Source organism: Rhizobium rhizogenes NBRC 13257 (genome assembly GCF_000696095.1).
GTDB classification, from domain to species: domain Bacteria; phylum Pseudomonadota; class Alphaproteobacteria; order Rhizobiales; family Rhizobiaceae; genus Rhizobium; species Rhizobium rhizogenes.
On record NZ_BAYX01000001.1, the window covers coordinates 314,076 to 327,910 of the forward strand.

A 13,835-nucleotide genomic window follows, 5' to 3' on the forward strand; every position below is an offset into this window, starting at 1 on the left:
ACTCCCATCCCCCGGCTTTCGACCATTCTCTGTTCGCATTTGCGAAGATGGCGGTCTATGAAGGAAGCATGACGCGCTTCGATGACGTGGCCGCGGCAGCTTCCTATATTAGGGAGATGCCCCGCGTAGAGGGGTATTCGCGGGAGCGAAGATTATGAGTAAAGGCATTATCCTGCTTGCCGCCGGGGGAACCGGCGGCCATGTGTTTCCGGCTGAGGCGTTGGCCTACAAGCTGAAGGAGCGCGGCTATTCCGTGCACCTCGTCACCGACAGCCGCGCCGAGCGTTATGCCGGCAAGTTTCCGGCCGACGAGATCCATGTCGTACCATCGGCGACGATTGGCTCGAAGAACCCTATCAAGGTCGCCCGATCGCTATGGACGCTGTGGACGGGTATCCGCGCTGCGCGCAAGCTGATCCGCACCATCAAGCCGCTCTGCGTCGTCGGCTTCGGTGGTTATCCGACTGTGCCGCCGCTGCTTGCCGCCACCCGCATGGGCGTGCCGGCGATGATCCATGAACAGAATGCCGTGATGGGCCGTGCCAACAAGGCGCTCGCCGCGCGTGTGCAGGCGATCGCCGGTGGTTTCCTGCCGGAGAACGGCGGAACGTTTCCCGAGAAGACGGTGACGACGGGCAATCCCGTGCGTCCGGCCGTCATCGAGGCCGCCAAACAGCCTTACGTGCCATCCGTTCCGGATGATCCTTTCAATCTGGTCGTCTTTGGCGGCAGTCAGGGCGCGCAGTATTTTTCCAAGGCGGTGCCGACGGCCATCAGCCTGCTGGAGGAGCCGCTGCGCAAGCGTCTGCGGATCACGCAGCAGGTCCGTCCCGAGGATATGGAAACGGTTAATAGCTGCACCAGGAAGCTGGAGATGGGCGCCGATATCGCGCCGTTCTTCAGCGACATGGCCGAACGCATCGGCGCCGCCCATCTGGTTCTTTGCCGTTCAGGCGCTTCGACGGTGTCGGAACTGGCCGTCATCGGCCGTCCGGCAATCCTCGTGCCCTATCCCTATGCTCTGGATCACGATCAGGCGGCCAATGCGGCGGCTCTTGCGGCGACCGGTGGCGTCAAGGTCATTCCGCAAGCCGAGCTCACACCGGAGAAGCTTTCGACCATCCTTCGCGGTGCGATGACGATGCCGGACAAGCTTGCAAAGATGGCGGCCGCAGCCAAGCAGGCCGGCAAGCCCGATGCAGCAAGCTTGCTTGCCGATATGGTTGAGGCTATTGCGGCAAAACGTTCAATTCAAGACTTCAAGGGGGCAGGCGTATGAAGCTGCCGAAGGCCATCGGCCTTGTGCATTTTATCGGTATCGGCGGGATCGGCATGAGCGGCATCGCTGAGGTGCTGCATAATCTCGGTCATCGCGTCCAGGGGTCCGACCAGTCGGAGAGCGCCAACGTCCAGCGGCTGCGTGACAAGGGTATCCCGGTCCATATCGGCCACAAGGCCGAAAATCTTGGTGATGCCGAGGTTGTGGTTGTTTCCACCGCCATCAAGAAGAGCAATCCGGAACTCGCCGCAGCGCGCGAAAAGCTGCTGCCGGTGGTGCGCCGCGCCGAGATGCTGGCCGAGCTGATGCGGTTCCGCAATGCCATCGCCATTGGTGGCACGCACGGCAAGACGACGACTACCTCGCTGGTGGCGACGCTGCTCGAAGCCGGTGGGCTCGACCCGACCGTCATCAACGGCGGTATCATCAATGCCTATGGCACCAATGCCCGCATGGGCGAGGGCGAGTGGATGGTGGTCGAGGCCGACGAGTCGGACGGCACCTTCCTGAAGCTGCCCGCCGATGTTGCCGTCGTTACCAATATCGACCCGGAGCATCTCGATCACTACGGCAATTTCGACGCCGTGCGCGCCGCCTTCCGGCAGTTCGTCGAGAATGTGCCGTTCTATGGCTTTGGTGTCCTGTGCATCGACCATCCGGAAGTACAGTCCCTGGTCGGCCGCATCGAGGATCGCAAGATCATTACCTATGGCGAGAACCCGCAGTCCGACGTCCGTTTCTCGAATGTCCGTATCGACGGCACGCGTTCGCTGTTCGATATCGAAATCCGCAGGCGCCGCACGGGCAAAGTGATCCACATCAAGGATCTCGTCATGCCGATGCCCGGTCGCCACAATATTTCCAATGCCACGGCGGCGGTTGCCGTTGCTAACCGGCTTGGTATCTCGAACGAGGCCATCGCCAAGGGGCTTGCTTCCTTCGGCGGCGTCAAGCGCCGCTTCACGCTGACCGGCGAATGGAACGGGGTCAAGGTTTTCGATGATTACGGCCATCATCCGGTCGAGATCAAGGCTGTGCTGAAGGCGGCGCGCGAAGCGTGCAAGGGCCGCGTCATCGCCGTTCACCAACCGCATCGCTATACGCGCCTGGCGAGCCTCTTTGAGGAGTTCGCCGCCTGCTTCAACGATGCAGACAGCATTTTCCTCGCACCGGTCTATGCCGCCGGCGAAGAGCCGATCGAGGGCGTGGATTCTCAGGAGCTGGTATCGCGCATCAAGGCTGGCGGTCATCGCGACGCGCGCTATCTATCCTCTCAAGAGGATCTAGCCCCTCTGATTGCAGAGATTGCGCAACCGGGTGATTTTGTGGTTCTCTTGGGGGCTGGTAGCATCACATATTGGGCAGCATCATTGCCAAAGGAATTGGAAGGCCTCTCGGGTAAGTCCGCATGAAACAGGTAAATGGGGAAAAGCTGCTGGCGTCGCTTGGCGACAGTGTAAAGGATATCAGGGGTCGGCTGACGCCGGATGCGCCGATGGATCGCGTCACATGGTTTCGCGCCGGCGGGTTGGCGGAACTGATGTTCCAGCCGCATGATACGGATGATCTGATCGATTTTCTGAAGATACTGCCGGATGACGTGCCGCTGACGGTGGTCGGCGTGGGGTCGAACATCCTGGTACGCGATGGCGGCATTCCCGGCGTCGTCCTGCGGCTTTCGGCCAAGGGCTTCGGTTCGGTGGAGCTTGCTGGCGAGAACCGCATTCTGGCCGGCGCCATTTGCCCGGACAAGCATGTGGCCGCCATGGCCATGGATAACGGCATCGGCGGCTTTCACTTTTACTACGGCATCCCCGGTGGCATCGGCGGCGCTGCGCGCATGAATGCCGGCGCCAACGGTGCCGAGACGTGCGAACGCGTCATCGAGGTGCATGCGGTCGACCGTAAGGGCGTGAAGCATGTGCTGACCAATGACCAGATGGGCTACACTTATCGTCATTCGGCAGCGGCGGACGACCTGATCTTCACGCATGTTCTGTTTGAGGGCTATCCCGAGGATCGTACCAAGATCCGGGCCGAGATGGATGCCGTGCGCGCGCATCGTGAGACTGTGCAGCCCATTCGCGAAAAGACCGGCGGCTCGACCTTCAAGAATCCCGACGGCCTTTCCGCCTGGAAGTTGATCGACGAAGCGGGTTGCCGTGGTCTGGTCATCGGTGGTGCGCAGATGTCGTCGCTGCACTGCAATTTCATGATCAACATGGAACAGGCGACCGGCTACGATCTCGAATATCTCGGCGAGCAGGTTCGCCGTGAAGTCTTCGAAAAGTCCGGCGTGAAGCTCGAATGGGAAATCAAGCGTCTCGGCGGCTTCATGCCTGGCCGCGAAGTTCGCCCGTTCCAGGGTGTCACGACGGAGTAGGATTGCTCCCTTCGTTTTGACCTCATGTATCGATTCAACAAAAAGGCCGGGTTTTCACCCGGCCTTTTCAATTGGTTATGCTGAGATTCTCAGATTTCCTTGTTGCTCGACAGCAGGATGCCGATGAGCGACAGGGCGGCTGCGCCGGCGAGATAGTAGCCGACATAGCCAAGGCCGTAATTCGTTGCCAGCCAGGTGGCGATATAGGGTGCCAGCGAAGCGCCGACGATGCCGCCGAGGTTGAAGGTCATCGAGGCGCCGGTATAGCGCACCGCCGTCGGGAAGGGGGCAGCGAGCGCCGCGCCGATCGGGCCGTAGGTGAAGCCCATCAATGCCAGGCCGATAATCGAGCAGGCGAAGGCACCGGCGAGGCCGGCAGTCAGCAGCGACGAATAGAACAGACCGAATATCAGAATGCCGACCGTCGTCAGGCCGAGGATCAGCCGGCGCGAATAGCGGTCCGACAGCAGGCCGGAGATCGGGATCGTCAGGCCGAAGAAGACGACGCCGACGAGCTGGACGACCAGGAACTGACCCTGCGAATAGCCGAGGCCCAAAGGCAGCGGTCCATTGCCGGGTGCTCTCGTACCCCAGCTCAGCGTAAACGCCGTCATCAGATAGAAGAGCACGAAGGTCGCCACCGCAATGATGGTGCCGAGTATCAGGCTGCGGAAATGCGAGCGGAAAATCACCACGATCGGAACGGAGACGCGCTCTTCCTTTTCAATGGCGCGGCGGAATTCCGGCGTTTCGGTGATCTTCAGACGGACATAGAGGCCAACGCCGACCAGCAACAGGCTGAGCAGGAAGGGAACACGCCAGCCATAATCGAGGAAGGCTGCATCCGACATGCTCTCGCGCAGGATGAGGAAGAGACCGGCGGAGAGAATGAAGCCGATGGGTGCGCCCAGCTGCGGGAACATGGCGTACCAGCTACGCTTGCCCTCCGGCGCATTTTCCGTGGCCAGCAGCACTGCGCCGCCCCATTCGCCGCCGAGGCCGAGACCCTGGCCGAGACGGCAAAGCGCCAATAGGATCGGCGCGAGAATACCGATCGATTCATAGCCGGGCAGGAGACCGATCACCACGGTCGAAAGACCCATGGTCATCAATGCCGCCACCAGCGTTGCCTTGCGGCCGACCCTGTCGCCGAAATGGCCGAAGATCATCGCGCCGATCGGACGTGCGAAGAAGGCGATCGAGAAGGTCGCGAAGGATTGCAGCGTCGCCGAGGTCGGGTCGCTGGCGGGGAAGAACAGCTTGGGGAAGACGATAACCGCCGCCGTCGCATAAACATAGAAGTCGAAGAATTCGATTGTCGTGCCGATAAGGCTCGCGATCAGAACGCGCGCCGGAGAGTTCGCAACAACGCTGTTCGATGACGAGGGGCTCGGCGATAAGGGAGATATCGCGTCAGTCATGGTTTCACCAATTTTTATGATGCTAAAATGCTGCCTCAGCAGGCAACGCGTGTCCTTAGCGTAATTTTTGTTCAGCGCAAATGTTTAAAAAGCAAGAAATCAACAAATGCGTGCTACCATTTAGCCGTAATCGTTGAGTCGCAAGCAGTTAGGCGAGTGTTTGCCCTTTTTGTAGGCATCCAACCGGCGGGTTGGGAAAGACTCTATTTTCCGCAAAGGGCAAACTTTCGCTTTGGTCTAGGGCAAAGGAGAAGGGGTTCATGCAGAAAAAGCTTATTGCGGAGTTTCTTGGGACGTTCTGGCTCGTATTCGGCGGCTGCGGAAGTGCAATCTTCGCAGCGGCGTTTCCAGGCCTTGGCATTGGTTTTCTGGGTGTTGCACTGGCGTTCGGCTTGACCGTACTCACCATGGCCTATGCGGTCGGTGGTGTGTCGGGTGGCCATTTCAATCCGGCGGTTTCCGTCGGGCTTACGGTTGCGGGTCGTTTCCCGGGTTCGCAGCTCATTCCCTATATTGTCGCGCAGGTGATCGGCGCTATCGCGGCGGCGGCCGTGCTCTATCTGATCGCCAGCGGTAAGGCGGATTTCCAGCTCGGAGGCTTTGCGGCCAACGGCTATGGCGAACATTCGCCGGGCGGCTATTCGCTGGTTTCGGCGCTGGTTGCCGAAATCGTCCTGACGCTGTTCTTCCTGGTCGTGATTCTCGGTTCGACCAGCAGCAAGGTGCCGGCGGGGTTCGCGCCGATCGCCATCGGCCTCGCGCTGACGCTGATCCATCTGATCTCGATCCCGATCACCAACACATCGGTCAATCCGGCCCGTTCGACAGGGCAGGCGTTGTTCGTCGGTGGCTGGGCGTTGCAGCAGCTCTGGTTGTTCTGGGTCGCTCCGATCGTCGGCGGGGCGATCGGCGGCCTCGTCTGGAAATTGGTCGACGATAAAGACTGAGATCGGGCGTCATAATCCTTACGTAGGCCCGCGCCGGACACCCCGTCGCGGGCCTATTTGTTTAAAAAAATCTAAAGGCGGATATTTCCAACGTAGCAACTCTCTGATTCTAATGGCAGAATTCTTTAGGTCGATTTGATTCGAGAAAATCGATTTCGGCGAGAGCGGTCAGAAGTTAACGAAAGTAAACGCTTCATTAACCTTAATGTCGTTCTAATCGGGTCACAGAAGAGGTGGCGAGAATCGCTGCCAGACGGACCGAACGGACGTCAGTTGAAGATGGTGAACTGGGGGTATTGATGGGTGGCAAGCGTGTGGCTGTCCTTTTGGGCGGATTTTCCTCGGAGAGGCCTGTCAGCCTGTCCTCGGGAAAGGCATGCGCTGATGCCCTGGAGGCCGAAGGCTATCGCGTTACGCGCGTCGACGTCGAGCGCGACGTGTCCGCGCGTCTTGCCGACCTGAAGCCGGATGTCGTTTTCAATGCTCTGCACGGTCCTTTCGGTGAGGATGGCACGATCCAGGGTGTCCTCGAATATCTGCAGATTCCCTATACGCATTCCGGCGTGATGGCTTCGGCGCTGGCGATGGACAAGGCCCGCGCCAAGACGGTTGCGGCTTCGGCCGGCATTCCTGTCGCTGCTTCGCTTGTCCTGAACCGCTTCGATATTGCCGGCGAGCATCCGATGCCGGCGCCGTACGTCGTCAAGCCGGTGCGGGAAGGGTCCAGCTTCGGTGTTGTGATCGTCAAGGAAGAGCAGGCGCATCCGCCGCAGATCATCGCCTCGTCGGAATGGCGATATGGTGATGAGGTCATGGTCGAGCGTTATATCCATGGTCGTGAACTGACCTGCGGCGTCATGGGCGATACGGCACTCGGCGTCACCGAGATCGTACCTCAGGGCCATAGTTTCTACGACTACGATTCCAAATATGCGGCGGGTGGATCAAAACACGTCATCCCGGCGGAAATTTCACCGAATCTTTACCAAAAGATACAATTATTGGCGTTAAGGGCGCATCAAGCTATCGGCTGCCGTGGCGTCAGCCGGTCTGACTTCCGTTTTGACGATCGCTTCTCCGAGGAGGGTGAGCTTATCTGGTTGGAGATCAACACCCAGCCAGGCATGACGCCTACCTCGCTGTTGCCCGAAATGGCGGCTCACGCCGGCTATTCTTTTGGTGAATTTCTCCGGTGGATGGTGGAGGACTCGTCTTGTTCGCGCTGACGGTCAAAAATATGAGGCGGTCCCGCCACCGTGTCCAGCTCGAGATCGATGATGTCGAGGACGCATTCGTATTGCCGCGGCCGATGCGTCGCGTTGTACGTTTCCTCGTGAGCCTCGGTTCGGGTCGCGTCAATATTCCGGCGCATACCGGTACCGTCTCCGCGCTTGCTCTGTTCGCTGCGACCGGCTTTTACGGCATGTCGATCGGTGGTCATACGCAGGATGTTGCGCAGGCAACGACGTCGGCTGCCGGCTTTGCCATCGAAGACGTGAAGGTTTCCGGCAACGACCAGACCTCGGAAATCGAAATCCTGCAGCTTCTCGGTCTTGATGGCACCACGTCGCTGGTCGCGCTCGATGCTGATGCCGCGCGCCAGAAGATTGCCAATTTGCCGTGGGTGGAGAACGTCGAAGTCCGCAAGGTCTATCCGAAGGCAATCGAAGTGAAGCTCACGGAGCGCAAGGCTTATGCCATCTGGCAGCATGGTTCCGAACTCTCGCTGATCCAGAAGGACGGCAGCGTCATCGCGCCGCTTCGCGACAACAAGTTTGCCCAGTTGCCGCTTTTTGTCGGCCGCGATGCGGAAACAGCAGCTGCGTCGATCGATGAAGAGTTTGCCAATTGGCCTGATGTTCGCAGTCATGTGAAGGCATTCGTGCGTGTCGCCGGCCGCCGTTGGGATCTCTATCTCGACAACGGCGTGATCATCAAGTTGCCGGAAGACAATATCGATGGCGCGTTGGCGCGGCTGACCAAGCTCGAAAAGGACCAAAGCCTGCTGCAGCGTGATATCGCAGCCGTGGATCTTCGTCTCGACGATCGCATGGCCATTGAATTGACCCCGGATGCCGTGGTTCGTCGCCAGACGGCGCTGGACGCAAGAACCAAGGCTTTGAAGAAAGCAGGGCAGGATACATGAGCTTGTTCAGTTCGTCCCATTTCGGTCTGCCGCGTCTGAAGCCGCTGTCCTCCAAGCGGTCGCACATCGTATCGGTCCTCGACATCGGCTCGACCAAGGTGGTCTGCATGATCGGCCGGCTTACGCCGCGCGAGGAAAGCCAGGTTCTTCCGAACCGCACGCATAATATCGAGATCATCGGCATCGGCCATCAGCGCTCACGCGGTATCAAGACCGGTGTAATCGCCGATCTCGACGCGCTGGAAAACGTCGTTCGCCTGTCGGTCGATGCCGCAGAGCGCATGGCTGGCCTCACCGTCGACAGCCTGATCGTCAATGTTTCCGCCGGCCGTCTCGGCAGCGACATCTATACCGCCACCATCGATCTCGGCGGCCAGGAAGTCGAGGCCAACGATCTGAAGAAGGTTCTTTCCGCCGCTTGCCAGCAGTCGCTCCGCCAGGAACGTGCCATTCTGCATTCGCTGGCAACCGGTTATTCGCTCGACGGCGAACGCGGCATCCGCGATCCGCTTGCGATGTTCGGTGACGAGCTGGGCGTCGACATGCATGTCGTCACCGCCGAGCGGGCGGCGCTTCGCAATCTCGAGCTTTGCATCAACCGGGCGCATCTGTCGGTCGAGGGCATGGTCGCAACGCCTTATGCCAGTGGTCTTGCGGCTCTTGTCGATGACGAAGTCGAACTCGGCTGCGCCGCCATTGATATGGGCGGCGGCACGACGACGATCTCGGTCTTCGCTGAAGGCAAGCTGGTGCATACCGATGCCGTCAGCCTTGGCGGCCATCACGTTACCACCGACCTTGCACGCGGTCTTTCGACCCGCATCGAGGATGCCGAGCGGCTGAAGGTGGTGCATGCCTCGGCGCTCGCCAATTCCTCGGAAGAGCGCGAACTGATTTCCATCCCGCCGATCGGCGAGGATGAACGCGACCAGCCGACACAGGTGCCGAAGGCGCTGGTGTCGCGCATCGTCAGAGCCCGCATCGAAGAGACGCTGGAGCTGATCCGCGACCGTATCCAGCGCTCGGGCTTCAGCCCGATCGTCGGCAAGCGCGTCGTGCTGACGGGCGGCGCCAGCCAGTTGACCGGCTTGCCGGACGTGGCACGGCGCATTCTTGCCCGCAACGTTCGCATCGGCCGCCCGATGGGCGTATCCGGCCTGCCGACGGCAGCCAAGGGACCGGCTTTTTCGACGGCGGTCGGACTGATGATCTATCCGCAGGTCGCGGACATGGAGACACACGCGGCGGGCAGCGGTCTGCTCTCGTCGCTTGGAGGTAACAACAGCCGCATCGGCCGCGTTGGCCAATGGCTGAAGGAGAGTTTCTGAGTGCCTGATCCCGGATCGCGACAAGCGCTTTCCGGGCAGGGGTCAGGCGAATGAAATATAGTGAATTGGCCGGCGTGGCGATGCGGCCATAAAGAGAAGGAACGGGTACAATGACTATCAAGCTGCATAAGCCAGATATCACCGAGCTGAAGCCGCGGATCACCGTGTTCGGTGTTGGTGGTGGTGGCGGCAATGCCGTCAACAACATGATCACGGCAGGCTTGCAGGGCGTCGATTTCGTCGTCGCCAACACAGATGCACAGGCTTTGACGATGACGAAGGCGGAGCGGATCATTCAGCTTGGCGTCAACGTCACCGAAGGCCTCGGTGCTGGTTCGCAGCCGGAAGTCGGTCGCGCCGCCGCTGAAGAATGCATCGACGAGATCATCGACCACCTGAACGGCACCCACATGTGCTTCGTCACTGCCGGCATGGGTGGTGGTACGGGCACCGGTGCGGCGCCGGTCGTTGCACAGGCGGCCCGCAACAAGGGCATCCTGACCGTCGGCGTCGTCACCAAGCCGTTCCACTTCGAAGGCGGCCGCCGCATGCGGCTGGCTGAAATGGGTATCCAAGAACTGCAGAAGTCGGTCGATACGCTGATCGTCATTCCGAACCAGAACCTGTTCCGTATCGCCAACGACAAGACGACCTTCGCCGACGCGTTCTCGATGGCCGACCAGGTTCTTTATTCGGGCGTTGCCTGCATCACCGACCTGATGGTGAAGGAAGGTCTTATCAACCTCGACTTCGCTGACGTCCGTTCGGTCATGCGCGAAATGGGCCGTGCAATGATGGGTACCGGTGAGGCTTCCGGCCAGGGCCGCGCGATGCAGGCTGCGGAAGCGGCTATCGCCAATCCGCTGCTCGACGAAACCTCGATGAAGGGCGCGCAGGGCCTGCTGATCTCGATCACCGGCGGCCGTGACCTCACGCTCTTCGAAGTCGACGAAGCTGCAACGCGCATCCGCGAAGAAGTCGATCCGGACGCCAACATCATCCTCGGCGCTACTTTCGACGAATCGCTGGAAGGCATCATCCGCGTCTCCGTCGTTGCGACCGGTATCGATCGTGCGATGAACGAAGCTGCCGAACGGAATATGGAATTCCGCCCGGTCGCAAAGCCGGCTATCCGTCCTTCCGCGGCCGCCGCTCCGGCAGCGGCCGCAGCCCAGCCTGCCCATGTCGCGCAGGCCCATACCGCACAGGCTCAGGTCAACCAGGCTCCTGTTGCACCGGCTCCGAGAGCCGTCGATCCGATCGCGCAGACCATTCGCATGGCGGAAGCCGACATGGAACGCGAGTTGGAAATCCAGATGGGAGCTCGTCAGGTTCCCGCTCCGCAGCCGGTCATGCAACAGCCTGTCGTTCAGGAAGAAAGCTTCCGTCCGCAGAGCCGCATCTTCGCAGCCGCACCTGAGGCTCAGCCGGTCCGTCAGGCTCCGGTTCAGCCGCAACCTCAGCCGGCCGCGTATCAGCAGCCGGTGATGCAGCAGCCGATCGTCCGGCAGGCTGTTGAGCAGGTTCGCATGCCGAAGGTCGAGGATTTTCCTCCGGTTGTTAAGGCCGAGATGGAACATCGCGCTCAGCCGGTTGCCGCACAGGCTGCCGAGGAGCGTGGTCCGATGGGCTTGCTGAAGCGAATCACCAATTCGCTCGGTCGCCGCGACGAGGACCCGGCTTTCAACGACATGACGGCTTCGGCTCCGAGTGCTGCCCCGCAGCAGCGCCGCGCACCGTCGCCGGAGGCCAGCCTCTACGCGCCGCGTCGTGGCCAGCTCGACGACCAGGGCCGTCAGGTCCCGCAGGCTCGCATGACGAACCAGGAAGACGACCAGCTCGAAATCCCGGCCTTCCTGCGCCGGCAGTCGAACTGATCCGGTCCAAGACATCCTTTTAATAGGATGCTAACCATGTTTGGTGAATCCGGGGCTCACGAGCCCCGGATTTCGTCTTTTGAGGCCTGTCTTTAATCTTAAAATTACCTAGCAAATTCAATCATCTGCTTTCGTAACAAAGCGAAAGAAACAGTGATTTGGAATGCGATCCCCCCGCGCGTATGTAAAGGGCAAGCGAGCCTGCGGAATCGCATCAGACAATGATTGCATGTGGTTTCCGCGGACTAGGTAACAGACTGAACCAGCAATGAGGCAGGGGTCCAAAGGTGACCGCCCCGGCTTGGTACAGACAGACGAAGGCAGATTTTATATGGCAATCGGATTGCTGGGTTTTCAGACCACCATCGCAAACCCCGTGACACTTTCGGGTATCGGCGTTCATTCCGGCGCCAACGTGTCGATCACGTTCTACCCGGCCGAAGCTGGCACAGGTGTCATTTTCCAGCGCATGCATGACAATGGCGACGTGACGGAACTGCGCGCGGTTTCCTCGCAGGTCGGCAATACCGATCTTTGCACGATTCTGGGCTTCTCTCCGGCGCGCTCGGTCGCGACGGTCGAGCATGTCATGGCGGCAATCTACGCGATCGGTCTGGACAATGTCATCGTCGAAGTGACCGGCGCGGAAATGCCGATCATGGACGGCAGCTCTTATCCCTTCATCGAAGCCATCGAGCAGGTCGGTATCGTCTCGCTTGGCGTCAAGCGCCGCTACATTCGCGTCACCAAGCCGGTTCGTATCGAAGCCGGCGGTTCCTGGTGCGAGTTTCGCCCCTATGACGGCACGCGCTTCGAAGTCGAGATCGACTTCGATTGCCCGCTGATCGGCCGCCAGAAGTGGGAAGGCGACATGACTGCCGAGACCTTCAAGAAAGAACTGTCGCGCGCCCGTACCTTCGGCTTCATGCGTGATGTCGAGCGGCTCTGGGCTTCTGGTCATGCGCTCGGCTCTTCGCTGGAAAATTCTGTCGTCATCTCCGACGACAACACGGTGATCAATGTCGAAGGCCTGCGTTACGCCAAGGATGAGTTCGTCCGCCACAAGACGCTGGATGCCGTTGGCGATTTGGCGCTGGCCGGCACGCAGTTCATTGGCTGCTACCGCTCTTATCGCGGCGGTCACCGCATGAATGCAAACGCACTGAAGGCGCTGCTGAGCGATCCCTCTGCCTATGACGTCGTCGAAACTTCGGCGCCGCGTCAGCGCGCACACAGCCGCGATTTCGTCACCGTGAATGCTGCCGAATTCGCTCCCTGGTCGGCGTGACCTCCAGAAATCCAGGTGAGTAAAATCGCCGCTCCCGCAAGGGGGCGGCTCTTTTTTTTTGACAGGAGAATCGCGGATAACACCTGGAGGTCGAGCACTTTCTCGCAATCGGGTGTCCCGGGAAGAAATCTCTTGTCAATACAGCGATTAAAGCCGGCCATTTGGCGGGCTTTGCCACAAAAATGCGTTAATGCTTCATCATTGCGTTGCCCTGATGGTGCTTTTGCGGCTAGAAACGCCAGCGAGAGAACGCCGTTTCCGCAACAACGGCTAGTGGGACAGTCATCCGATGGGTTTTGCAGGGTCTGAAAGCATGAAGATTACAGCACGGGCTTTGCTCGTATCGCTTCTCCTGGCCGGTACCGGTGCGGTGGTAACGGGTTGCAATACGGACAAGGACATCGATATCAGTAAGCTCGGTGTCGAGACCGATCCGCCGGAAACCCTCTACAATCAGGGCCTTGCCAACATCAAGGCCGGCAACATGGCGGAAGCCGGACGCAAGTTCGACGCCATCAACCAGCAGCAGCCGTTCTCCGAATGGGCGCGCAAGGCGCTGGTGATGAGCACCTTCGTCAAGTATCGCACCGGCCGTTACGACGATGCCGTGCAGTCGGGCAATAGCTATCTCAAGCAATATCCCGGCTCCGAAGATGCCGATTACGTGCAGTATCTCGTCGGTTCGTCCTATGCCAAGCAGATCGTCAGCGTGACGCAGGATCAGCGCGCGGCGCAGCAGACGATTGAGGCGATGAGCAAGGTCGTCACCAACTATCCTAGCTCGCAATATGTCAGCGATGCGCAGGCCAAGATCCGTTTCGCGCGCGACCAGCTCGCCGGCAAGGAAATGCAGATCGGCCGCTATTATCTCGAGCGCAAGGATTACCTTGCGGCCATCTCCCGCTTCCGTATTGTCATCGAGCAATACCCGACGACGAATCAGATCGAAGAGGCTCTGGCTCGCCTGGTTGAGGCCTATTACGCGATGGGCATCGTTCAGGAAGCGCAGACGGCAGCCGCGGTTCTGGGTCACAACTATCCGGATAGCCGTTGGTACGCCGATTCCTTCAAGCTTCTGAAGACTGGCGGCCTTTCGCCAAATGAAAACGAAGGCTCCTGGATTTCGAAGGCGGGCAAGAAACTTCTTCTTGGGACGTGAGATTGAG

The 13,835-nt window shown here is 59.9% G+C and carries 11 protein-coding genes; 10 read left to right on the forward strand and 1 reads right to left on the reverse strand.

The window, feature by feature from the left end; translation table 11 throughout:
• Nucleotides 1–154: 154 nt before the first annotated feature.
• Genes murG through murB form a run of 3 tightly spaced genes read left to right on the forward strand, consistent with a single transcriptional unit; the run spans nucleotide 155 to nucleotide 3,662 of the window.
• Nucleotides 155–1,279, forward strand: a complete 1,125-nt coding sequence (gene murG / locus RRH01S_RS01490) for an undecaprenyldiphospho-muramoylpentapeptide beta-N-acetylglucosaminyltransferase (protein ID WP_012651817.1) — start codon at nucleotides 155–157, stop codon at nucleotides 1,277–1,279.
• A complete protein-coding gene (gene murC / locus RRH01S_RS01495; protein ID WP_007697173.1) occupies nucleotides 1,276–2,691 on the forward strand; it encodes a UDP-N-acetylmuramate--L-alanine ligase in 1,416 nt (471 codons plus the stop codon). Before murG ends, murC begins: the two co-directional genes overlap by 4 nt.
• Nucleotides 2,688–3,662, forward strand: coding sequence for a UDP-N-acetylmuramate dehydrogenase (murB, locus tag RRH01S_RS01500; protein ID WP_012651816.1), 975 nt, complete (start codon nucleotides 2,688–2,690; stop codon nucleotides 3,660–3,662). The genes murC and murB overlap by 4 nt, the downstream gene beginning before the upstream one ends.
• 89 nt (nucleotides 3,663–3,751) lie before the next feature.
• Here the strand turns inward: murB and RRH01S_RS01505 are convergent, their stop codons facing one another.
• Nucleotides 3,752–5,083, reverse strand: coding sequence for an MFS transporter (locus tag RRH01S_RS01505; RefSeq protein ID WP_012651815.1), 1,332 nt, complete (start codon nucleotides 5,081–5,083; stop codon nucleotides 3,752–3,754).
• Nucleotides 5,084–5,343: 260 nt separating this feature from the next.
• On the opposite strand from RRH01S_RS01505, the gene aqpZ reads away from it, so the two are divergent.
• The 7 genes from aqpZ to RRH01S_RS01540 all read left to right on the forward strand — a co-directional run bounded on the left by aqpZ (nucleotide 5,344) and on the right by RRH01S_RS01540 (nucleotide 13,828).
• The gene (aqpZ, locus tag RRH01S_RS01510) at nucleotides 5,344–6,030 is read left to right on the forward strand and encodes an aquaporin Z (protein ID WP_007697167.1); all 687 of its coding nucleotides are present in this window, start codon (nucleotides 5,344–5,346) and stop codon (nucleotides 6,028–6,030) included.
• Between the two features lie 299 nt (nucleotides 6,031–6,329).
• A complete protein-coding gene (locus tag RRH01S_RS01515) occupies nucleotides 6,330–7,256 on the forward strand; it encodes a D-alanine--D-alanine ligase (RefSeq protein WP_042469705.1) in 927 nt (308 codons plus the stop codon).
• Nucleotides 7,244–8,176, forward strand: a complete 933-nt coding sequence (locus RRH01S_RS01520) for a cell division protein FtsQ/DivIB (RefSeq protein WP_007697161.1) — start codon at nucleotides 7,244–7,246, stop codon at nucleotides 8,174–8,176. Before RRH01S_RS01515 ends, RRH01S_RS01520 begins: the two co-directional genes overlap by 13 nt.
• Entirely contained in the window at nucleotides 8,173–9,504 is a 1,332-nt protein-coding gene (gene ftsA / locus RRH01S_RS01525; protein WP_007697159.1) for a cell division protein FtsA, read from the forward strand. The genes RRH01S_RS01520 and ftsA overlap by 4 nt, the downstream gene beginning before the upstream one ends.
• Nucleotides 9,505–9,614: 110 nt before the next feature.
• On the forward strand, nucleotides 9,615–11,381 hold the full coding sequence (gene ftsZ, locus RRH01S_RS01530) for a cell division protein FtsZ (protein WP_012651814.1): 1,767 nt from the start codon (nucleotides 9,615–9,617) through the stop codon (nucleotides 11,379–11,381).
• A 331-nt stretch (nucleotides 11,382–11,712) separates the two neighbouring features.
• Entirely contained in the window at nucleotides 11,713–12,669 is a 957-nt protein-coding gene (gene lpxC, locus RRH01S_RS01535) for a UDP-3-O-acyl-N-acetylglucosamine deacetylase (protein ID WP_007697155.1), read from the forward strand.
• A 289-nt stretch (nucleotides 12,670–12,958) separates the two neighbouring features.
• On the forward strand, nucleotides 12,959–13,828 hold the full coding sequence (locus RRH01S_RS01540) for an outer membrane protein assembly factor BamD (RefSeq protein WP_012651813.1): 870 nt from the start codon (nucleotides 12,959–12,961) through the stop codon (nucleotides 13,826–13,828).
• Nucleotides 13,829–13,835 lie beyond the last annotated feature (7 nt).

Coding starts and splice junctions, on each gene's coding strand:
- murG (WP_012651817.1), top strand. CDS start 155: ATGAGTAAAGGCATTATCCTGCTTGCCGCCGGGGGAACCGGCGGCCAT.
- murC (WP_007697173.1), top strand. CDS start 1,276: ATGAAGCTGCCGAAGGCCATCGGCCTTGTGCATTTTATCGGTATCGGC.
- murB (WP_012651816.1), top strand. CDS start 2,688: ATGAAACAGGTAAATGGGGAAAAGCTGCTGGCGTCGCTTGGCGACAGT.
- RRH01S_RS01505 (WP_012651815.1), bottom strand. CDS start 5,083: ATGACTGACGCGATATCTCCCTTATCGCCGAGCCCCTCGTCATCGAAC.
- aqpZ (WP_007697167.1), top strand. CDS start 5,344: ATGCAGAAAAAGCTTATTGCGGAGTTTCTTGGGACGTTCTGGCTCGTA.
- RRH01S_RS01515 (WP_042469705.1), top strand. CDS start 6,330: ATGGGTGGCAAGCGTGTGGCTGTCCTTTTGGGCGGATTTTCCTCGGAG.
- ftsA (WP_007697159.1), top strand. CDS start 8,173: ATGAGCTTGTTCAGTTCGTCCCATTTCGGTCTGCCGCGTCTGAAGCCG.
- ftsZ (WP_012651814.1), top strand. CDS start 9,615: ATGACTATCAAGCTGCATAAGCCAGATATCACCGAGCTGAAGCCGCGG.
- lpxC (WP_007697155.1), top strand. CDS start 11,713: ATGGCAATCGGATTGCTGGGTTTTCAGACCACCATCGCAAACCCCGTG.
- RRH01S_RS01540 (WP_012651813.1), top strand. CDS start 12,959: ATGGGTTTTGCAGGGTCTGAAAGCATGAAGATTACAGCACGGGCTTTG.